The sequence below is a fragment of the Nonlabens sp. MB-3u-79 genome (assembly GCF_002831625.1).
Taxonomy (GTDB): Bacteria; Bacteroidota; Bacteroidia; order Flavobacteriales; family Flavobacteriaceae; genus Nonlabens.
Map to the genome: position 1 here is coordinate 605,586 of NZ_CP025116.1, position 23,479 is coordinate 629,064.

Below are 23,479 nucleotides of genomic sequence, written 5' to 3' on the forward strand. Positions count from 1 at the left end.
TGAAGATCAAAGAGGTATCTTTATTAGTGGCACACAGGCTTTGTGCTGCCAACTATTCTGCTTTAGTTTAAGCATGGTTTGCTATAAAGTAATATTAAAAAATAGAAAGCCAGATCACCATAATCCCTATCTTTACTGAGCTATGGAATCACCACCTTTAGAGGTTCAAATCAAAACCTTGCCGCTTTCTCCGGGAGTCTATTTGTATTTTGACAAAAAAGACAAGTTGCTCTATGTAGGAAAAGCAAAAAAGCTCAAAAATCGAGTTTCGTCTTACTTTACAAAAAGCCACGACAGTTTCCGCATCCGAACGATGGTGAAAAACATCCACCGTATTGAACATATAGTGGTAGAAACAGAAACTGATGCGCTGCTATTAGAAAACAGCTTGATTAAAAGTCGCAACCCGCGGTACAATATCATGCTGCGCGATGATAAAACTTACCCCTGGCTGGTGATTAAAAAAGAACGTTTCCCACGGGTTTTTCTAACTCGTAAAATGATCAAAGACGGCAGTGAATATTTCGGCCCTTATACCAGTGTTAGAACAGTAAGAACTTTGCTGGAATTAGTAAAAACGCTGTATCCCATACGCACTTGTAATTACGATTTACAACAAGACAAAATTAATGAGGGCAAGTTTAAATTGTGCCTAGAATACCATATAGGTAATTGTAAAGGTCCTTGCACTGGGTTGCAACATGAAGTAGCATACAACCGCAGTATAGAAGCCATAAGAGGAATTGTAAAAGGGGATTTTAAGGAAGCCGTTTCTTACTTTACAGAGTTGATGCAAGCCCATGCAGTCAACATGGAGTTTGAAGAAGCACAGCAATTAAAAGAGAAACTAGAAATCCTTACGAGATACCAAGCCAAGTCTACCGTAGTCAACCCTAATATTTCTAACGTAGATATCTTTACAATAGTAAGTGATGAAGCGGCTGGTTATGTGAATTATCTTCAAATCAATCATGGAGCAATCACACGCTCGCATACCATGGAGCTAAAGAAACAACTGGATGAAGATGACAAGCAATTGCTAGAACTCGCCATTGTAGAATTGCGCAATAGATTTGATTCCCAATCAACAGAGGTTTACACGCAATTTGAGGTAGAACTAGGAGAAAATCTCAAAGTAACCGTACCTAAACTAGGAGACAAAAAACGAGTGGTTGATTTATCAGAACGCAATGCTAAATTCTTTAGACAGGAACAGTTCAAAACTATTAAAATTGTAGATCCAGACCGACATACCAACAGGCTTATGATCCAGATGAAAGCCGACTTACACCTGGATGAAGAACCTAGACATCTGGAGTGTTTTGACAATTCAAATATTCAAGGAACCAACCCTGTTGCGGCATGTGTAGTGTTCAAAAATGGTAAACCCAGTAAAAAAGAGTACCGAAATTTCAATATAAAAACAGTTGAAGGACCAGATGATTTTGCAAGTATGGAAGAGGTCGTTTACAGAAGGTACCGCAGGTTGCTAGAAGAAGACCAGCCCTTACCTCAACTGATTATTGTTGATGGTGGGAAAGGACAACTTTCCAGTGGCGTTACTGCCTTAGAACGACTGGGATTAAGAGGTAGAATACCTATAATAGGAATTGCAAAAAGACTGGAAGAGCTTTTTTATCCTAACGATCCTGTACCTTTATACCTAGATAAACGTTCTGAAACCTTAAAAGTCATTCAGCAAATGCGTAATGAAGCGCACCGTTTTGGAATCACACATCATAGAAACAAACGCAGTAAACAAGCTATTGAAACCGAACTAGACGAGATTCCTGGAATAGGAGAAAAGACGGTGGTAGATTTACTCAAGTACTTTAGAAGCGTTAAACGCGTTAAGGTAGCAACTAAAAAAGAGCTGGCTGAAGTTGTAGGGGTTTCTAAAGCTCAAAAAATTATAGATTTTTATAAAGATGAAGAAGAGTAGGTTCCTTTTGTTTTTAATCGTTCTCGCTTTCGCGAAAGCGAATCATCTTCAAGCGCAAGAGAACGAACCTACCTCTAGACCAAAAATAGGACTGGTGCTTTCTGGTGGTGGTGCAAAAGGACTGGCTCATATAGGAACTTTGAAAATTATTGATTCGCTTGGGATAAAGGTGGACTACGTGGCAGGAACGAGCATGGGAGCGATCGTAGGATCTCTTTATGCCTCTGGATATACAGGCAAACAGATCGATTCTATTTTTAATATTATTGATTTTGACAAGATCATTTCTGACGATATACCCCGTAATTCAAAATCCTATTATGAACGCAGAAGCAATGAACGCTATGCGGTAACTTTGCCTTTTAAAGATTTTAAAGTATTGCTCCCCTCCTCTTTGAGTAAAGGCCAAAATATCTATAACTTGCTTTCAAGATTGCTGTCTCATGTTAAAGATACAGATGATTTTAGCAAACTACCTATTCCTTTTTTATGTATCGCTACAGACATTACTACTGGTGAAGAAGTAGTACTAGATAGAGGGTATTTACCAAAAGCTGTAAATGCTAGTGGTGCGCTACCTTCCCTTTTTGCACCTGTAGAAATAGACGGCCAGCTGCTTATAGACGGAGGTGTTACCGACAATTATCCTATAGACAAATTGAAAGAACGCGGCATGGACATTATTATAGGTGTAGATGTGCAGGACGATTTAAAATCACTACAGGAATTGCGTAGTGCACTAGATATACTTTCGCAGATCAATAATTTCCGTACTATTAATGACATGAAGGCAAAAGCGCCACAAACAGATGTCTATATCACCCCTGATATAGCAGCCTATACTGTAGTCTCTTTTGACCAAGGAAGAGAGATAATTCAAAAAGGAGAAGAAGCGGCTAGAGAACATGCAGCCCAACTTAAAAGCTTAGTCTTTGATAACTATTCCAGACCAGAATTAATAGTCAAAACTGTGGACAGTATTTATCTCAACAAGATCAATGTAAAGGGAAATAATAATTATACCAGAGCTTTTATTGTAGGTAGGTTTAAAGTGAAAACACCTGGAATGGTGGCTTATAAAGATTTGAGTAGTGGTTTCAATAATTTACAAGCAACTGATAATTTTACTAAAATCAATTATGAAATCATCGCAGACGATGGTGGCTCCATATTAGAAATAGATTTAGTTGAAAGCGATGTACGTAATTATTTACGACTGGGGCTTCACTATGATGAACTGTTGCGCAGTGCGGCACTTATCAATCTAGCTCGGAAAAATGTTTTTTTTGATAACGATATTATATCGGTGGATGCCATCATAGGAGATAATCTCAGGTACAATTTTGATTATTATATCGATAAAGGCCGTTACTGGTCCATAGGCTTGCACAGTGAATTTGTAAAATTTGAACAAGACGTAAGTGCCGCTTTTGTAGAAGATGTCATCAACTTGGCACCGCTAAGTGTGAACAGCCTTAGGTTACAATATAGAGACTGGACACAACAAGGCTTTTTACAGACAAGGATTAATGAATCGGTGAATTTTGTTGCAGGAGTTGAAGTAAAGTCGCTCCATGTTTTTACAGAAACCTTGATCACCGGTAACCCTACTAACGACGCAACCGATTTCTCAGACGGGAGTATGGGAAGTGTTTATGGTAAGATACTCGTCGACTCTTATGACAATGCCCTTTTTCCCTCTTCTGGATGGAAGGTAGAAGGTGATTTTCACTTATATGCATTCAATACCGAATTTGGGGAGCGGTTTAAAGAATTCTCTATCGCCCAAGTAGAAGTAGGTCATGCAGAGCGTTTTGGCAATTTTACCCTTCGGGGAGCTGCGCATATAGGAATTACAATAGGTGATACGGACAACTCTGCAATGGATTTTTTCTTAGGAGGATATGGCTCCCGCAGGATCAATAATCTTATTCCGTTTTATGGATATGATTTTATAAGTATTAGTGGCGGCTCCATGATTAAGGTGCTTTTTGAAGCAGATTATGAAGTATTCAAGAAGAATCATGTGGTGTTCAGTGCTAATTTTGCAAACACACAAGACAATTTATTTGAACAATCTGACTGGTTCAGTAATGCAAGGTATACTGGTTATGCCATTGGTTATGGTATAGAAACCTTTTTAGGTCCGTTAGAATTAAAATACAGCTTCTCTCCACAACAGAAAGACGGACAGGTATTTGTGAATATCGGTTTTAAATTTTGATAAAGCCTTTCTGCTTTTTTAAATGTATGCTGATACCTTACTAGTTGTTGTAAAAAAGCAAAAATAATAAGGTATTGAACAACAAATCAAGGCACGCCGACGATTAAAAAATTAAATAATAGCATTTAATCATGGAATGGTCTAAAGAATTCCCGAAATTTGAGAGATTTAATTTCTAGCTATGCCTTTTTACCATAAACTGGGTAAAATACCACCCAAAAGACACACGCAATTTAGAAAACCCGATGGTTCTCTTTATTCAGAACAACTTTTTGGAACCATAGGTTTTGAAGGGATGTCCACAAACTCTTACCATATGTACCGACCTACTATGGTTAAAGAGATTAAAAATCAATACAGTGTAAAACCAGAAATAGCACTGAAAAACCACCTTAAATCTTACCGTCTTAAAGGCTTTCAAATACAACCCGAAGCCGACTATTTAGAAAGTCGTAAAACCGTTTTAATAAATAGTGACGTGGCCATTATCCTTGCTGCACCACAAGAATCTACTGAGAATTATTTCTATAAAAATAGCGATGCAGACGAATTGCTTTTTGTTCATAGAGGGACGGGGACACTGCGTACTCATTTAGGAAATTTAGATTTTAAATACGGCGATTACTTATTGATACCTAGAGGTATTATTTATAAAATTGATTTTGACACTACTGATAACAGGCTTTTTATTGTGGAGAGTAGACGTCCCATTTATACTCCTAAACGCTATAGAAATTGGTTTGGTCAATTGTTAGAACATGCCCCTTACTGTGAACGAGACTTGAGAAGACCCGAAACTCTAGAAACACATGACGAAAAAGGTGAGTTTTTAATAAAAGTAAAAAAGCAAGACGATATTTTTGACATGGTCTATGCATCACACCCTTTTGACGTCGTTGGATACGACGGTTACAATTTCCCGTATGCTTTTTCTATTCATGATTTTGAACCTATAACTGGACGCATTCATCAGCCGCCACCAGTGCATCAAACTTTTGAAACAGACGCTTTTGTGGTTTGTAGTTTTGTGCCTCGATTATACGATTACCACCCGAATAGCATTCCCGCACCTTATAATCATAGCAATATTGATAGCGATGAAGTGCTTTATTATGTAGATGGAGATTTTATGAGTCGCAACGATATTGCGGCTGGACACATCAGTTTACATCCTGCTGGAATACCCCACGGGCCACACCCAGGAACTGTTGAAAAAAGTATCGGAAAAACAAAGACAGAAGAACTAGCCGTTATGGTAGATACGTTTAAACCTTTAATGGTTACTAAAGAAGGATTAGAAATTGCAGACGACAGTTATCATAAAAGCTGGTTGGATTAATTTAATATTGTAAGAAAATCACACTTGGGATTCTGAAGAAGAATCTGAAGAAACGGAAGTACGATGATGATGAACTAGATTCAATAGAAACAAAAACTGATGCAGTAGTACCAATAGAAGAGCTAATAACCGAAGGAACTTCTCAAAAATAAAAAATTATGATTTTTAAAAGGATAGACATAACACCTCACTTAAGAGCCATGTGGTAGAAAAGATGTCTCTTACCCCTACTAAAATCCTTTATTTAATCAATTAAAAAATACATTATGCCAGCAGATATCAAAAACCTAAAAGATCTACAAAACACCGAGTATTCACTTAAGAAGCTTTTTAAAGAAGCCGAAGACTTTCTTCCACTTCTAGGAACTGATTATGTAGAATTGTATGTAGGTAATGCCAAACAAAGTGCTCATTTTTATAAAACCGCTTTTGGCTTTCAATCAGAAGCTTATGCTGGTCTTGAGACTGGCCTTAAAGACCGGGTTTCTTATGTGTTAAAACAAGGTAAAATAAGACTCGTTCTTACAACACCTATAGTAAAGGACGGAGAACTCAACGAGCACATCAACATTCACGGTGACGGAGTGAAAGTAATAGCTCTATGGGTAGAAGATGCTCGAAAAGCATTTGAAGAAACTACTAAAAGAGGCGCTAAGCCATACCTAGAGCCTACCGTAGAACAAGACGAACATGGTGAAGTTGTAAAGTCTGGGATCTACACCTACGGAGAAACCGTTCACATGTTTATAGAGCGTAAAAACTACAAGGGGCTCTTCCTTCCTGGATTTAAAAAATGGGAATCTCATTACAACCCAGAACCCGTAGGCCTTAAGTTTATAGACCATATGGTAGGAAATGTAGGATGGGATGAAATGAATACCTGGTGTAAATTCTATGGAGAAGTTATGGGCTTTGCACAAATCATTTCCTTTGCAGATGATGATATTGCAACAGAATACACTGCCTTGATGAGCAAAGTGATGAGTAACGGGAACGGTAGAGTGAAGTTCCCAATCAATGAGCCTGCCAAAGGAAAGAAGAAATCACAAATTGAAGAGTACCTAGATTTTTATAATGGTCCTGGTGTACAACATATTGCCGTTGCTACCGATGATATTGTTGCTACCGTAAGCGCAATGAGAGACCGAGGTGTAGAATTTCTTTACGTTCCCGAAGAATATTACGACGATCTTATAGAACGTGTAGGAGAAATAGACGAAGATGTAGAAGTGTTGAAAGAGCACGGTATCCTTATAGATAGAGATGAAGAAGGATATTTATTACAACTATTCACTAAGACTGTTGTCGACCGACCGACTATGTTTATAGAAGTGATACAGCGCAAAGGAGCACAATCTTTTGGAGTGGGAAACTTTAAAGCACTGTTTGAAGCAATAGAAAGAGAACAGGCTTTACGAGGTACTTTATAATAAAATGATAGTGAGTCAGTTATCATTTTGGAATAGACTTTGCAATAGAAGATAGTGGTACTAATTCACGATCAACTCTTATAGATATGAAAAAGATCATTTTTTTAATGATAGCTGTTTTTGCAACAACTACAGCTTTTACTCCAGGGACTGTATCAACAGGCGCCACAGAGCAACTAGCCTTTGAAGATGGAGAGTGGTTTAAATTCAGAATTCACTACGGTGTATTTAATGCCAGCTATGCAGAGCTCAAAGTGAGTAAAGCAAGACTTAAAGGAAGACCAGTTTATCACATTAAAGGAAAAGGGAAATCTACTGGATTACTTCACCTCTTCTTTAAAGTAGATGATAATTATGAAACTTATATAGATCGTGAAACGGTAAAACCATATCGTTTTATACGTGAAATAGACGAAGGTGGACACACTAAAGATATACAGATAGACTTTGATCATGAAGCCGGCACTGCTTTAGTGAACGATAAAAAGAATAAAGAAGAAACGATCGTTAACATTGAGCCATATACTCAAGATATGATCAGTGCTTTTTATCATTTAAGAAACATGGTAGACATTGAAACGCTTCAGTTAGGAGATGAATTCACTTTACCTATGTTTTTTGACAAAGAGAATTTCGAATTTAAATTGAAATATTTAGGTGAAGAAATCGTAAAAACAAAGTTTGGTCAAGTCGCTTCCCTAAAATTTAGACCTTACGTGCAGTCAGGTCGGGTATTTAAAGAAGAAGAAAGCCTTACCGTTTGGATCTCAAAAGATGCTAATAAAATACCCCTGAGAATAAAAGCAAAACTCGCTGTAGGATCGCTAACCGCTGATTTACAATCTTTTAAAGGACTTAAGCATTCCTTCCAGATTATAGCAGATAATTAGCGCTTTTAAAGCCTTGACAATAAATAAAATAAGACCTCATTGTTTTTAGGTTAAATATAGTTAAGACTATGGCTCTAAGAATTGATAGAAACCGCAAGGTTCCTTACTTTTGCGAGTCATTTTAAATGAATCCCATGTCCGAAGAAATCAGCCCAGAGATTGCCCAACGCATTAAATTGCTAGAGGATAAGTTTAAAAATTCTGGCCAGGACATGCTTTCATACTTAGATGGACTGCTCTACGATACCTATACCACTTACTGGGATTATATTAGATTAGACACCTTGCTAAGTCTGCAATTACCCTATACAGAGTTTCCTGACGAGATGATATTTATAAGCTATCATCAGATTACAGAATTGTATTTCAAATTGATCATTCATGAACAAATGCAGATTATAGAAAGCACAACGCTTACTGCTGCGTTCTTTGAAGAGAAAATAAAACGTATCAATAGGTATTATACCGTTTTAATCAACTCCTTTGAAGTGATGATTCAAGGAATGGAACGCGACCAATTTCTTAAATTCAGAATGTCTTTACTTCCTGCAAGTGGATTCCAGAGCGCTCAGTTTAGAATGATAGAATTCTATAGCAGTGATTTAATTAATTTAGTTCATCCTTCTGTTAGGTCTCGCTTTCGCGAAAGCGAAAAAAACCACACACAAAAAGAATTATTTGAAAATATCTACTGGAAAAAAGGAGGTATTGATATGAATACTGGAGAAAAAACGCTCACACTAAAGCAGTTTGAAAAGCGTTACACTCCTAGATTTTTAAGAATTACAAAAGAAGTAGAACACACTAATTTAAATCAGCGCTATCTTGCATTACCAAAAGAAGAACAAACACAAGAGCTTCAAGATGCGTTGCGTAGATTAGACCAAAACGCAAACATCAACTGGTTGCTCATGCATATGGGAGCCGCACATAGGTATTTGCGTAAAGAGGGGGAAGCAGTAAAAGCAACTGGAGGAACCAACTGGAAAGAATTTCTACCACCTAGCTTTCAAAAAATCTCTTTCTTCCCATCGCTATGGACGCAAGAGGAGCACGATAACTGGGGAAAACAATGGGTAGATCACGCATTAAACACAAAATAAATGATGAATAAATATTTCATCGCCGGCATAGCACTCGCAATGAGCTTTACGGCTTGTAAAAACAATACAGAAACACCCATAAATAAAGTCGTTGAGACCACTCCTAAGACATTGGTACCTTTGATGAAGTATGGTTTTGACCTCAATGAATATGAAATCGTTGCAGACACGGTTAAAGACGGTGCGACTTTCAATGATTTAATCGTCAATCATATTGTCAAAGGGCAAAGTGCTTACCAAACAGCAAATAGACTCAATGAAATTTACGATTTACGCAGAATACAAGCTGGCAAACCCTTTAAGATTTTAAAAAGAAGAGATAGCCTTCGCACTCCTGAAGCCTTTATTTACGAGCTTAGTAAAATGGATTATGTAGTGGTTAATTTTAACGACACCCTAGCAGCTTATAAAGATAAGCACCCTATTTCCTTTAAAAGAAAAACAGCGAGTGGTATCATTAACTCGACATTATCTGAAGCAATGCAGGAGGAGGGCTTAGGTATAAGTGCTATATATGAACTATCTGACATCTATAGATGGTCCATAGATTTCTTTAAACTTCAAAAAGGAGATCGCTTTAAGATGATTTACAATGAACGCTACATTAACGACTCTATTTTTGCAGGGATAGAATCTATAGAAGCTGCTGTTTTTGAAACTGATCAAACGCCCTTTTATGCCTTTGAGTACACGACAGATACGGTGACTCAAATGAGCGATTACTATGATGAAAAAGGTAAAACACTACGAAGTTTTTTCCTAAAAGCTCCTGTAAACTATTCCAGAATTTCTTCCAGATTTACGAAAAGAAGATTTCATCCAGTTCAAAAAAGATGGAAAGCACACAAAGGAACTGATTATGCCGCAGGCTATGGAACTCCTATCGTTGCCACTGCAAATGGAACAGTTACTAAATCTGGCTATACTGGCGGTAATGGTAATTATGTGAAAATAAAACACAGCGGCACCTACTCTACTCAATACCTTCACATGACCAAGCGCAAGGTAAAAGTAGGACAGCGTGTAAAACAAGGACAGATTATAGGAACTGTAGGAAGCACGGGACTAGCTACGGGACCTCATGTTTGTTATCGATTTTGGGTCAATGGAAGACAAGTCGACCCCTACAAACAAAACTTACCTAGTGCGGAGCCTTTACCTCAAGCAAAAATGAAGGAATACCTTCAGTTTGTGGCTCCATTACAAGTAGAAATAGATCAATTGCCTTTCAAAAAAAGCAACCCTATTATTTAAACCATTCCCTCACCACCATCTGTATTACTCCAAGATCTTTTTAGACCCCCTAGTATCATGAAAAACATCAACCCTACTTCTACCGCGGCATGGAAAGCGCTCGCAGATCATTATAAAACAGCAAAAAATTTCAACCTAAAAGAAGCCTTTCAAAATAATCCTGATCGTGCAAAAGAGCTGACCATAAAAGAAGGAGATTTTTATGTAGACCTTTCTAAAAACTTGATTCTTAAAGAAACACAACAAAAATTAGTGGACCTCGCTAACGAATGTCATCTTACAGAAGCCATAGAATCGTATTTTAATGGCGAGAAAATAAATGTGACTGAAAATCGTGCGGTTTTACATACTGCATTACGCACCAATGACATCAGCACTCAAGTAGGTGAAAACGTAACATCAGCGATTGAAAGCAAGAAGAAAATGTTTGCTTTTGTAGATGCCGTAAATAACGGAGAGATTACTGCTGCAAACGGAAAGAAGTTTGATACCGTTGTAAATATAGGAATAGGCGGTAGCGATCTGGGACCTGAGATGATCTATGAAGCCATGCAGGCTTATAAAAATGAACTTAGCCTTCATTTTGTCTCTAACATAGAAGGAGATCACGTGGAAGAAACCTTAAAAAAGATCCAACCAGAAACAACATTATTTGTGATCGTTTCTAAGTCTTTTGGAACACAAGAAACACTTACTAACTCAACAACTATTAGAAATTGGTTTACTAATAAAGTAGGTGCCTCAGCGATAGCAAAGCACTTTATTGCAGTAAGTAGCAATGTACAACGCGCCGTGGATTTTGGAATTGATAAAGAAAATATCTTCCCTATGTTTGATTGGGTAGGTGGCCGTTTTTCTTTGTGGAGTACAGTAGGTATGTCTGTTGCCTTAGGAATAGGCTCTAAAAATTTTCAAGGTTTGCTTGATGGTGCGCATGATATGGACACCCATTTCAGGAATACCTCTTTTGATAAAAACATTCCTGTCCAGTTAGCCTTACTCACGATATGGTACAACAACTTTTTTAAAGCGCAAAGTGAAGCTGTAATACCCTACACTCAATACCTTCATAGACTTCCAGCTTATCTACAGCAAGCCATTATGGAAAGTAACGGTAAGAGTACAGACCGCAATGGAAATCGCGTGGATTATGAAACTGGGAACATCGTATGGGGGGAACCAGGTACCAACTCACAACATGCCTTTTTTCAATTGATACATCAAGGAACTAAATTGATTCCTGCTCAATTTATCGCTTTCGCGAAAACGAAATACAACCACCCAGACCATCAAAACAAACTTATGGCAAATTTCTTTGCACAAACAGAAGCTTTGATGAATGGGAAAACAAGTCAAGAAGCCGCTCAAGATTTGGCCTCCTCAGGAAAATCACAAACCGAAATCGACCAACTGGTTCCTTTTAAGGTCTTTGAAGGAAATAAACCTACGACTACCATATTAGTAGACGAGCTTACTCCACAAAGTTTAGGTAAGCTAGTAGCTATGTATGAACACAAAATATTTGTAGAAGGAGTGATCTGGAACATCTACAGTTATGATCAATGGGGAGTAGAATTAGGGAAGGTCTTAGCTGATGCTATTCTGACCGATATTGAAGACTCCAAATCTGACAAACACGACGCCAGTACGAGTGCTCTTTTACAAAAATATTTTACTCTTAATAATTAATTTATTGTTTTTCAGTTAATTAACGTTAATAAGCTGTTCACTTCTTAATGTTAGCTTAATATTGGTTTACTGGTTTTACGTGTATTTTTGCATCATCAAACTAAACTAATTCTGAAATGAACAGAACATTACACACTTTATTTGCAATTGGGCTTTTCTTAAGCTGCATCGCAGTTAGTGCGCAGGTTACTACCTCAAGCATTAACGGTCGTATTATGGAAACCATAGATACAGCCCAAGAACCTCTTCTAGGAGCAACCATTGTCGCATTACATGGCCCTACAGGAACTAATTACGGAACTTCTACTGACATAGAAGGTTATTACCGTATTTCAAACATGCGTGTAGGTGGACCTTACACGATTACCATTTCTTACATAGGTAAGAGAGAAGAAAAGTTTGAAAACATCTTTCTTCAATTAGGAGAATCTGAAAGAATCAGTTTGACGCTGACAGATGAATCTAATGCTCTTGACGCTGTAGTAATTAATGCAGTAAGAGATGGAATATTTGATTCTGGTAAAACAGGAACAGAAACTAACATCTCTCAACGTGAAATCAATACCATGCCTTCTGTAACTAGAGGAATAGGTGATTTCTTAAGAAAAACTCCTCAAGCTCAGGTTTCTGAGGGTGGAGCGATTTCCATTGCTGGTCAAAACAACCGTTACAACTCTATCTTTATTGATGGTGCGGTAAACAATGATGTTTTTGGTCTTGCTGGCTCTGGTACTAATGGTGGTCAAATAGGTGTGAATCCTATCTCCATCGATGCCATCGAATCTTTTCAAGTAAACGTTGCTCCTTTTGACGTAAGACAATCTGGTTTTACAGGTGGTGCTATCAACGCGATTACTCGTTCTGGTACTAATGAAGTAAAAGGAAGTGCTTATTTCTACACACGTAATCAAGATCTTGCTGGAAAGACTCCAGTAGGAATCAGTGAAGACAACCGTGAGAAATTAGATGACTTTACTGCAAACCTTTATGGTGTACGCGTAGGAGGACCTATCATCAAAGATAAATTGTTCTTCTTCGTAAATGCAGAGGTTCAAAGAGAACAAGAGCCTAGACCATTTGACTCTGATCTTTATAATGGAGATAGCAGTATAGCTGATATCAACACATTAAGGGACAACATCATCAACACATTTGGTTACAATCCTGGTGGGTATGAAAACACTATTACAGAGTTAAATAGTGAAAAGTTCACTGTCAAGTTAGACTATAACATTGATGATAAGAACAGTATTACTGCAAAGCACAATTATGTAAAGGGTGAATCTATTTCTCCTAGCCAAAGTAATAACAGAAACATCAACTTTGCTAACGCTGGTATCTTTTTCCCATCTGAGACAAACTTCTCTACTCTAGAATGGAACACTACTAATGGTAGAAACTTATCTAACAATTTAATTATTAGTTATACTTCTGTAAATGACAACCGTGATCCTCTAGGAAATCCTTTCCCAAGAGTACAAATCAATGATGGTGATGGTCGTATTACTTTTGGTTCAGAAGCCTTCTCAACAGCTAACATTCTTGAGCAAAACATCTTTACTGTTACCAACAATTTTGAAGTTTCTAAAGGAGCTCACAATATGACTTTCGGAGGTAACTTTGAAAACTATGACATCAGAAACGTATTTGTAAGACAAAATTTTGGTCAATATACTTTTAACTCTCTTGCAGACTTCAATACGTACTTTGACAATGACGCTTCAAATGACGCTCTTGCAGATTCTTATTTTCATTCTTACTCTTTAGTTGATCCAGCAGGAACTTCTGGAGATGATATTCAAAATGCAGCAGCTTCTTTTCAATATTCTCAATTAGGTCTTTACGCTCAAGATCAATGGAGTATCGCTGATAATTTTAAATTAACTTATGGTGTTCGTTTTGATGTTCCTTTCTTTGAAAATGGAGCAGTAAATGACGACTTCAATAACAGAACCGTTGGGCTACTTGAAGCACAAGGTTACGATTTAGAAGGTGCAAGAGTTGGTAAGAAAATTAAGAGTCAGGTACATGTTTCTCCACGTGCTGGTTTTAACTGGGACGTAACTGGTGACAGAACTACTCAAATACGTGGTGGTTTAGGAATCTTTACTTCAAGAATTCCTTTAGTATGGCCAGGTGGAGCTTACAACAACAATGGACTAAGCATAGGTGAAGCTAATGCATTTGATAGTCAGACTTTTGTTGCTGACCCTAACAACCAGCCATTAAACGGTGCTCCTGCTCCAGGTAGTGGTGCAGTTGGTGGACAAATTGACATATTTGCTCCAGACTTCAAGTTACCACAAGTAATGAAGTACAACATCGGTGTTGATCAAAAGACTGATATTTGGGGATTGATTGTAAGTGCAGACTTCTTGTACAACGAGACCATCAACAACGTTTTTTATCAAAACTTAAATCTTACTCCATCAACAGAATCATTGAACAATGCTGATGGGCGTCCATTCTACGATCGTGGTGATGAAATAGATGATACTTACTCTAGAATTATACTAGCTACTAACACTAGCGAAGGATGGTCTTACAATGGTACTTTTAGTATCAGTAAACCTTTTGAAAATGGTTTTGGAGGTCAGGTTTCTTACTCTTATGGGCAAGGAAAATCTGTCTTTGAAGGTACTTCTTCACAAAACAGTTCTCAATGGAGAGGTGTAGCAACTGTTAATGGTAAAAATACTGCTGGTGTAGGTAATTCAGAATTTGCATTTGGACATAGAGTTTCTGCTAACGCATCTTATGAAATAAAGTGGAATGAGAACCTTAAAACTACATTTGGTATGTTCTACAATGGACAACAAGGTGGTACGATCAACTATATTTATCAAGGAAGAGACCTCTTAAATGATGACTCTAATGATAATGCATTGTTCTATATCCCAAGAGATCAAAGTGAAATCAACTTGGTAGACAATAACGGTGTATCTGCTGCAGACCAGTGGGCAGCTCTTGATGCTTACATAGACAGCAACGATTATTTAAGTGAGCGTCGTGGTGATTATGCAGAACGTAACGGAGATCGCGGACCATGGAATCACATCGTTGATTTAAAAGTTCTTCAAGATTTCAGTTTGAACTTTAATGATAAGGAACACACCTTCCAACTTTCTCTAGACATCTTTAACTTCTTCAACTTCTTAAACAAAGATTGGGGAGAGCAAAGATTTATTAGTTCTAACGTAGGTATTGTAGAGGTAGAAAGAAATGGAGTTGATCCAGAATTCTCTTTCAACCCTAACTTTGCTGAAGGACTAGAGATTATTGATGACGCAGGTACTCGTTCTTCAAGATGGCAAATGCAAGTAGGTCTTAGATATATCTTTAACTAGGAGTTACTTTCAACATAATTTCAAGAACCCTACTCAAAACGAGTAGGGTTCTTTGTTTTTAAAGTACTTTTGAATCAAATATTTTTCATTATGTACAGCATTTTAAAATCCGCTCACTCTGGATGGGCTTACCTTCTTTTACTGATTCTAGCCATAGCTACTATCAACGCTATAATAGGTTATTTTGGCAAGAAAGAATTTGGGAACAAAGATTTCAGTCTCGCACTGGTTGGACTCATCGTGACACATATTCAATTGTTAATAGGACTCGCTTTATACTTTACACCAGAAAATCTAGGCCGTTGGGAAGGCTTTGAAATGAGCAACTCCCCTATAAGACTTCTGTTAATAGAACACCCATTAATGATGATCATAGCAGTCGCATTACTGACCATAGGTTATTCCAAACACAAGAAGAAAATCGTTAGTAATGGCAAATTCAAAATGCTCGCTATTTTCTATACCCTAGCATTTCTAGTAGTACTTTCTAGATTGCCTTGGAGTCAGTGGTTGTAGTCATCAAATAAATCACTTTTTTACTTCTGCTTTCCCAACATGTCTGACAGATATCAAGAAAGTGGAATTCACACAAACGCCTGGATCATTAATTTGATCCAGGCGTTTTTATGATGAGTAATTACACAATGATTTTAATACCCTTCAAAATTTATCTAGAATCAGCTGAAGGTTTTCTAATTGCAGGTTTTACAAATTTACTCTTACTTACTTCTTACCGAAAATTGATTGGTAATTTCATACAAGGATATAGCCAAACTATGAATCACGTTCATACTAGAGTTGATGCCAAACATTGGTATAGAAACAGTATAATCTACTAGGTCTATATGTTCAATTCCGTTTCTTTCGCTACCCAAAAGCAATGCGATTTTCTCATGCTTTTTGAATTCAAAATCTTGAACATTGATGCTTTTATCAGTAATTTCCAGTCCTATAATCGTATGACCTTCTTGTTTTAATTTAGTGATGATTTCTGTAAAATCAACATAGGTATCATATGCAGTTTGATGCATCGTATTTCTCGCTGTTTTCTTGACAATTCTATTAGCTACAGTTGGCGATTTTTCATGAAAAAATATCTTTTCAACTCCAAAACTTTCAGAAACACGAAAACACATACCTATATTTTCAGGAGTTCTTATAGCATCACAAACAATTGTAATTGGAAATTGCTTTTGATTGTTTTCGATATCGTAATGTGTTAACTGTTTCAACGTTTTGTTTTATTGCAACCTCGTAAATTTATGTTGGAATTACTCAATGCTTGGTGCATTCACAGGCATGATCGCATTCAAAATATCATAGACCCTATCTACCGTTCGTACATTTTCTACCGTAAGCAGCAATCGCAATCCTGAACGCGTTTGTTTTTCTTTCATCCTTAAAACCTTAGGATTGGTCTGTACCGCTTTTAATACTCTAGAGAAAGATTCACTTTGATAGAAACCACTTTGTTGATCAGAGATAAAGTATCCTATAAACTTGCCTTGTTTCATCACAATCTTTTCTAATCCTAATCGGGTAGCCACCCATTTAATTCTTACACTAGTCAGTAAATTCTCTGCTTCTTCAGGAAGCTCTCCAAACCGGTCTATAAGCTCATTCTTATAGGTGTCTAAAGCTTTTTCGTCTTGTACCTCGTTAAGCTTAGAATACAACGCAAGACGCTCTGTAATGGAGTTGATATAATCATCTGGGAAAAGCAATTCAAAATCAGAGTCTACATTGACATCAGTGACGTGCTTCTTCTCTTTATCATTGGTCTCATAAAGGTCAGCAAACTCGTTTTCTTTTAATTCTGTGATGGCTTCACTTAATATTTTTTGATAGGTATCAAAACCTATTTCGTTGATGAATCCACTTTGCTCGCCGCCTAAAATATCTCCTGAGCCTCTTATTTCAAGATCCTTCATAGCAATATTAAAACCGCTACCCAGGTCTGAGAACATTTCTAATGCTTGGATACGTTTTCTAGCATCTTCTGTCATCACCTCATAAGGTGGTGTAATAAAGTAACAAAAAGCTTTCTTGTTGCTGCGCCCAACACGACCGCGCATCTGGTGCAAGTCTGAAAGTCCAAAATTATTAGCATGGTTAATGAAAATCGTGTTGGCGTTAGGAACATCTAAACCACTTTCAATAATCGTAGTAGAAACCAGCACATCAAACTCCCCATTGATAAAAGCAAGCATCAAGTTTTCTAGTTTCTTTCCTTCCATCTGTCCGTGACCTATACCTATTTTTGCATCTGGAACAGATCGCTGAATCATTCCAGCGACTTCTTTGATGTTCTCAATACGGTTGTGTACAAAGAACACTTGTCCGCCACGAGAAATCTCATAGCTGATTGCATCGCGTATGGTTTCTTCACTAAAGCGTACCACTTTAGTCTCTATGGGATGTCGGTTAGGTGGTGGTGTTTTGATCACACTTAAATCCCGTGCAGCCATTAAAGAAAACTGTAAAGTTCTAGGTATGGGAGTTGCAGTCAATGTAAGCGTATCTATATTTTCTTTAAGTGTTTTGAGTTTGTCTTTCACTGCAACACCAAACTTCTGTTCTTCATCAATAATGAGCAACCCTAGGTCTTTAAAAACAACAGATTTACTCACCAATTGATGCGTACCGATAACAATGTCAATAGAGCCGTTTTCTAATCCTTCCAAGACTCCTTTACGTTCTTTAGCGGTTCTAAATCGATTTAAATAATCCACTTTTACAGGTAGGTCTGCAAGTCGTTCATTAAATGTTTTTGCGTGTTGAAATGCAAGGATAGTAGTTGGAACTAGCACGGCCACTTGCTTACCATTAACGGCCGCCTTAAAAGCCGCTCTTATAGCCACTTCTGTTTTTCCAAAACCTACATCACCACAAACGAGTCGATCCATAGGACGATCGCTCTCCATATCTTTCTTTACATCATCCGTTACAATTATTTGATCTGGAGTGTCTTCATAGATAAAACTAGCTTCCAGCTCATTTTGTAAATACCCATCTGGCGCGTATTGGAATCCTTTTTGCGCACGGCGTTTGGCATACAATTTAATCAAGTCAAAAGCAATTTGCTTCACTCTAGTCTTGGTCTTGGCCTTTAATTTTTTCCATGCCGGACTTCCTAATTTATAGACCTTAGGCGGCTTACCATCCTTACTGCTGTATCTGGTGATTTTGTGTAAAGAATGTATAGAAACATATAAGATATCACGCTCCCCATAAATCAGCTTGATCGCTTCTTGCTTTTTTCCGTTCACATCGATCTTTTGTAATCCCGCAAATCTCCCAATTCCGTGGTCAATATGTGTTACATAATCTCCAGTGACTAATATGTTGAGTTCCTTTAAGGTGATCGCCTGCTTTTTGGCATAGCCGTTCTTTAAATGAAACTTATGGTAGCGATCAAATATTTGGTGATCGGTATAACAAACCACTCGCAAATCATGACTTACAAAACCGCGATACAGAGGCATCACGACTGTTTCATATTGCACCTCAGCTTTCATATCGTCAAAGATGTCATGAAAACGTTGGGCTTGCTGCTCACTACTACAAAAAAGAAAGTTTTTATATCCGTCTGCCTCGTTTTCCTTTAAATTTTCAATCAGTAAATCAAACTGCTTGTTAAAACTAGGCTGCGGTGAGGTATTATAAACCACTACCCCACGTACGGTAGTAAATTCTATATGATTGTATTCTTTAAGCTGTGTTTTGATCAACTTGCTATCGCTGAAAATTTCGTGAGGTGTCAACTGCCTTACTTCACCTTGCAACTCGTTATATACTTGTTCCGCTTTCGCGAAAAGCGAATCAATACGACCATATAACAGATCCATATTCATCGTGAAGATGACCGTATTATTAGAAATGTATTTTAAAAAGCTCTCCCGAGTTTCCTCAGAATGCTTGTTTTCTACATTAGGAATGATGGAGATTTTTTTTGTTTGCTCTTTCGAGAGTTGGGTTTCCACATCAAATACGCGTATGGAATCAATCTCATTTCCAAAAAATTCTATACGATAAGGCTCGTCATTGGAAAAAGAAAATACATCTAGAATTCCTCCTCGTAGGGAGAACTCTCCAGGTTCTGTTACAAAATCAACTCGTTTGAATTGATACTCAAACAAAACTTCATTAGCAAACTCAATAGATATTTGATCCCCTACTGCAATTTTGAGCGTGTTCTTTTCCAACTCCTTACGGGTGACTACTTTTTCAAAAAGCGCATCTGGATAAGTAACAATAACGGCTGGCTTTTTACGCGAGTTGATACGGTTAAGCACCTCAGCACGCAAGAGCATGTTTGCATTGTCCGTTTCTTCTATTTGATACGGACGTCGGTAACTACCAGGGTAGAAGAGTACGTTTTGCTCCCCAACCATCTTTTCCAGGTCGTTCAAATAAAATGCAGCTTCTTCCTTGTCGTTGCAAATCAACATAAAAGGCTTGTCAGCATCTTTGAAAACAGATTTAAGAACAATGGAAATAGAACTCCCGTTGAGCCCGCTTATCGTTGACAATCCTTGGGACTGGGCCACGATTTCTCTCAAGCTTTGCGTTGGTGCTGCTTGTGAAAATTGGTTTTGAATAGTAGTAAAACTCATAATAGGATCGCAAAGATACGTTCTAGTTAAAGTTTATCTAGAATATTGAGATTTCTTTATTAGAAATGATCTTATTATTATATCAACATTGAAGTAGATAAAAATTTGAATCATTCAAAGAGGATATTAAACGGCACTTTAGAAATTATTACTTAAAAGATCCTTGCACAAGAACAACTGAATCATTTAACTGAAATGAACATGATTATAGGGCAAACAGAAATCATAATAAATAAATGAAGATGATAATTAACTTTAATAGATGACCTGAATTATTAAAAAGCATCCCAACTATTGCCGTTATAAACCATTAAGGCTTTAACGAAAGAATCATAATATATAAGTCCGATAGTAGGATTTTTTATTTTCAAACTACCAGAAGGTATTACGGGAAGAACCATAGCCTTGTTCGTGTCTTCAATTATAAAAACACCATCAGCAGTAGATTCACTACCATTTATAATAACGTTTCCTGGCGCTGTATAGCTGGTTACCGTATTTGTGAGTCCTCCAGGTTTAGGAGCACTCCAAGTTGTTCCATTGAAATAACGTAAACTTCCTGAGTCGTCATCAAATACAACTGTTCCTGCATTTGCAGTGACAGGAAGATCAATAGGCTCTAATAATATGCCCCGCAGTTGTGTCCCAAACTCTAGTGAAACAGATGGACTACTAGCAGTAGCTGTACCTATTAATATTTGAGCATTACAGAAGGTAATGCCAAAAATAAAGAAGAATATTAAAAATATATTTTTCATAATCAATCGCAAAATTTAGAATTAGACGGTGTTCCTAATGCACGCCAAGAAGTCCCATCATAAAGCTGAAATACATTTGTTGTTGTATTAAAAACAAACATACCTTCTACAGTTGTTAATCCACCTATCGCAGTCTGATCAAGACGTGTAATGACCAAACCTTTATTCCCACCACGAATATCTAGATAAGTGTTATCTGCTGGATCATCTGTATTGATACCGACTACACCTCCTGTATCTGAAACAGCAACATCATCTCTATCTAATCTTGCTAAAGTTATAAAGTTACTGGTGTCATTATCTAAATCCATACTGAGATCAACATTCCCTCCTACAGTTATAGAGTGTATTTCTACATCAGTTGTAAAAGTATCATTATCTGCGATAACAACATACCAATCTTGAGTGGCACTAGCAGAGAAAGAAGAAGTATTAAAACGGTAGTTGATACAACTTAAGCCACCTGTATCTTGAGTTTTCCAGACACGATTTATCCTTAACAAGTTAGGACTAATTGAATTTAGAACCGTTGCAGATAAAGAAGTGTTCCCGTTATTATCTCCTATCATAAAAAAAGCCCCCGTCGTAGGAATGTCATTTCTAGCCATGTCTAGATTAGCACTAGTAAAATCTGAGCTTGTAGCAAGGGTTAGTATTGAACCGCTATTTACTGATTTTGAAACCTTTTGATGTAATGCAGGATCATTATCTCTTCCTATTCCAAAAACATTATTTTGATAGGTTGCATCACCATTCCAAAAAACAGTGCTTCCATCACTAGCAATATAATTTAGGATACTTGAAGTAGAACCTAAAGTAACTCCGTACTTAATGGCTAAATAGGAATCTACTCTATTCTTCTCTATGTCTGTCAAATCCTTATCAAAAATGATGAATTCTTGAAGTGTTGCATTTAAATACCCCCAGGCGTTATGACCGCCTAAAACAAAACCTCCTTCATAATTAAAATTAGAAGCATTTTTAGTTCCAGAAACAACAGTTACACCATTAACATTATTCTCTTGACCATTGAGTGGATTATGAGTAGTTGAATTAGAAACGCGATTATTAAAAATTTTAGGTATACCGTCATTATAAGCGCTAGGAGAAACTATAGTTTGTTCAGACCAAATTCTATTGCTAAACCTTCCTGTAGCATTCATGCCAAATTGACGATCATGACTTCCTGCGGCAGGCGATACAGGACCTGTTACTGCAAATAAAGCTCCTTGAGCATCCGTAGTACTATAAACAGCATATATGCTATAATTTGTTGTCATAAACAAATTGTCTGCTGCTCCCATCCATTGAGAAATACCATTAAAACTAATTGCTGGATTAAAGTTGTTGGATAACGGAATTAAGGTAGGTTGATTTGTAACTGTTCCTTGATTCATATTATGCAAAGACCAAGTGTCTTGCCAAATCGATCCACTAAATCCAGAATCAGTTCTTAACCACATATAATCCCCCCCTATTACACCACCTGGAGCAAGGGATTCTGCAGCTAGAGTGAAATAATCATTATTGTTAAAGGAAATACCAGATATTTCACCATTACCATCTAAAGCACCTACTTGAGTTGTACCTGTACTAAAATCATCATCACCATTCTTTTTAATCAAATAAACAGTTTGACCTGAACTTGTAGAAAAACCATCAAACTTTAAACTTACTGTCTGACTAAAATTACTCGTTTGAACTTTCCATTCCCGATTTATACCATTGGTATAAGTAAATGCAGCATCTAACTCCGTAGTTTGTACTCCAGTTGAAGCGTTGTTATTACCAACCATCAAATAACTTATTGGGCTTACAATATCAGCTCTACTTGGATCTTGATTACTACTGGTAAAATCTGCGTTAGTGGCAATAGTAACGATCGCATCACTATTTGTTGATTTTGAAACTTTTTGATGTAATGCAGTATTGTCATCCTTTCCTATACCGAATATATCATATTGATAAGCAACATCTCCTGTCCAATAAATGACATTGTTTGTAGCTATATAATTGGAGACAACACCTTGATTTAAAGTAAATCCATACTTGAGGGCTAAATATGACTCAACTTTCTGACGCTGAAGAATGGATAAAGCTGTGTCATATGTTATAAACTCTCCAACTTGAGAATTGGACCTTTGAGAACCAGAAAAATTTCCTTGATTGATGTCTACCCGAGCACCTGCAGCGCTATTTATAGGTCCTGTAAACGTCTTTAATGAATGACCATCTGCACGAGCTTCTAGACTAGATGTTCCACTATGTAAATAAGAAAATAAGTGAAAGTCTTGCACTTCTCCCGCAACTGCAATTCCTGTGGTATATTCATTAGGATTACCGTTAATGTAAATAGAATTTCTTTTTACATCATGATATCCCCATAAGAAATTACCTGTATTAGCCGTAAACAATCTACCATTTACATCAGTAGCTAATTTTTTAGAAACAAAAATCACACTATTTTGAGCTGATAAAGCGGCGCCTGGTGGCGCATTGAAGCCTGTATGACCTATGATTTGAATACTTGGGTTAAAGTTAAGCTCTTGGGTTTCTAAGCTAGGTGTACCAACCACAGTATAATCATTCGAATTACCAGATTGATCGATCCAGTTTCCTGTAGCACTGCCATCTACTGCACTTGCAGTGCCCGCATCTGCTCGCAACCATACAGACAATCCATCGCTTACACCTACTCCTCCAGGCGACTGGGAGAAAGCAGGTACAGAAAAGAGGACAGCAAATAGAATAAAGGCTAGTAAAAAATACTTCATATAAAATTATTACATCAATAAGAAAAGAATAATTATCTTTATTTAGGTGCATAAAGTATATCAAAAAATTACAATTAAAACTGTAATCTATACTAAAGCAACCGGTTGGAAAA

14 protein-coding genes are annotated in these 23,479 nt (G+C 37.2%); 10 read left to right on the top strand and 4 right to left on the bottom strand.

Annotation, left to right across the window (positions count from 1 at the left end; genetic code table 11):
* Positions 1-142 precede the first annotated feature (142 nt).
* The 10 genes from uvrC to CW736_RS02800 all read left to right on the top strand — a co-directional run bounded on the left by uvrC (position 143) and on the right by CW736_RS02800 (position 15,734).
* The gene (gene uvrC, locus CW736_RS02755) at positions 143-1,942 is read left to right on the top strand and encodes an excinuclease ABC subunit UvrC (protein ID WP_101012453.1); all 1,800 of its coding nucleotides are present in this window, start codon (positions 143-145) and stop codon (positions 1,940-1,942) included.
* Positions 1,929-4,166, top strand: coding sequence for a patatin-like phospholipase family protein (locus CW736_RS02760; RefSeq protein ID WP_101012454.1), 2,238 nt, complete (start codon positions 1,929-1,931; stop codon positions 4,164-4,166). Before uvrC ends, CW736_RS02760 begins: the two co-directional genes overlap by 14 nt.
* Before the next feature lie 181 nt (positions 4,167-4,347).
* The gene (locus CW736_RS02765; RefSeq protein ID WP_101012455.1) at positions 4,348-5,505 is read left to right on the top strand and encodes a homogentisate 1,2-dioxygenase; all 1,158 of its coding nucleotides are present in this window, start codon (positions 4,348-4,350) and stop codon (positions 5,503-5,505) included.
* Between the two features lie 266 nt (positions 5,506-5,771).
* Positions 5,772-6,935 (top strand): 4-hydroxyphenylpyruvate dioxygenase, encoded by a 1,164-nt coding sequence (hppD, locus tag CW736_RS02770; protein ID WP_101012456.1) that lies wholly within the window; start codon positions 5,772-5,774, stop codon positions 6,933-6,935.
* An 86-nt stretch (positions 6,936-7,021) separates the two neighbouring features.
* Complete coding sequence (locus tag CW736_RS02775; RefSeq protein WP_232735402.1) at positions 7,022-7,825, top strand: DUF3108 domain-containing protein; 804 nt, start codon at positions 7,022-7,024, stop codon at positions 7,823-7,825.
* A 134-nt stretch (positions 7,826-7,959) separates the two neighbouring features.
* Entirely contained in the window at positions 7,960-8,928 is a 969-nt protein-coding gene (locus tag CW736_RS02780) for a tryptophan 2,3-dioxygenase family protein (protein WP_101012457.1), read from the top strand.
* Complete coding sequence (locus CW736_RS02785; RefSeq protein WP_101012458.1) at positions 8,929-10,182, top strand: M23 family metallopeptidase; 1,254 nt, start codon at positions 8,929-8,931, stop codon at positions 10,180-10,182.
* 57 nt (positions 10,183-10,239) lie between these two features.
* Positions 10,240-11,871, top strand: coding sequence for a glucose-6-phosphate isomerase (pgi, locus tag CW736_RS02790; RefSeq protein WP_101012459.1), 1,632 nt, complete (start codon positions 10,240-10,242; stop codon positions 11,869-11,871).
* Positions 11,872-11,987: 116 nt separating this feature from the next.
* Positions 11,988-15,218: a carboxypeptidase regulatory-like domain-containing protein gene (locus CW736_RS02795; RefSeq protein ID WP_101012460.1), complete on the top strand. Its 3,231-nt coding sequence runs from the start codon at positions 11,988-11,990 to the stop codon at positions 15,216-15,218.
* A gap of 90 nt (positions 15,219-15,308) precedes the next feature.
* Positions 15,309-15,734 (top strand): hypothetical protein, encoded by a 426-nt coding sequence (locus CW736_RS02800; protein ID WP_101012461.1) that lies wholly within the window; start codon positions 15,309-15,311, stop codon positions 15,732-15,734.
* A 203-nt stretch (positions 15,735-15,937) separates the two neighbouring features.
* Here CW736_RS02800 and CW736_RS02805 read toward each other — a convergent pair whose 3' ends face one another.
* The 4 genes from CW736_RS02805 to CW736_RS02820 form a co-directional block, all read right to left on the bottom strand.
* Entirely contained in the window at positions 15,938-16,450 is a 513-nt protein-coding gene (locus tag CW736_RS02805) for a TrmH family RNA methyltransferase (protein ID WP_101012462.1), read from the bottom strand.
* 39 nt (positions 16,451-16,489) lie between these two features.
* Positions 16,490-19,834 (bottom strand): transcription-repair coupling factor, encoded by a 3,345-nt coding sequence (gene mfd, locus CW736_RS02810; protein ID WP_101012463.1) that lies wholly within the window; start codon positions 19,832-19,834, stop codon positions 16,490-16,492.
* Between the two features lie 275 nt (positions 19,835-20,109).
* Positions 20,110-20,592: a hypothetical protein gene (locus CW736_RS02815; protein WP_101012464.1), complete on the bottom strand. Its 483-nt coding sequence runs from the start codon at positions 20,590-20,592 to the stop codon at positions 20,110-20,112.
* 2 nt (positions 20,593-20,594) lie between these two features.
* Positions 20,595-23,366, bottom strand: coding sequence for a hypothetical protein (locus CW736_RS02820; protein WP_101012465.1), 2,772 nt, complete (start codon positions 23,364-23,366; stop codon positions 20,595-20,597).
* Between the last annotated feature and the right edge of the window lie 113 nt (positions 23,367-23,479).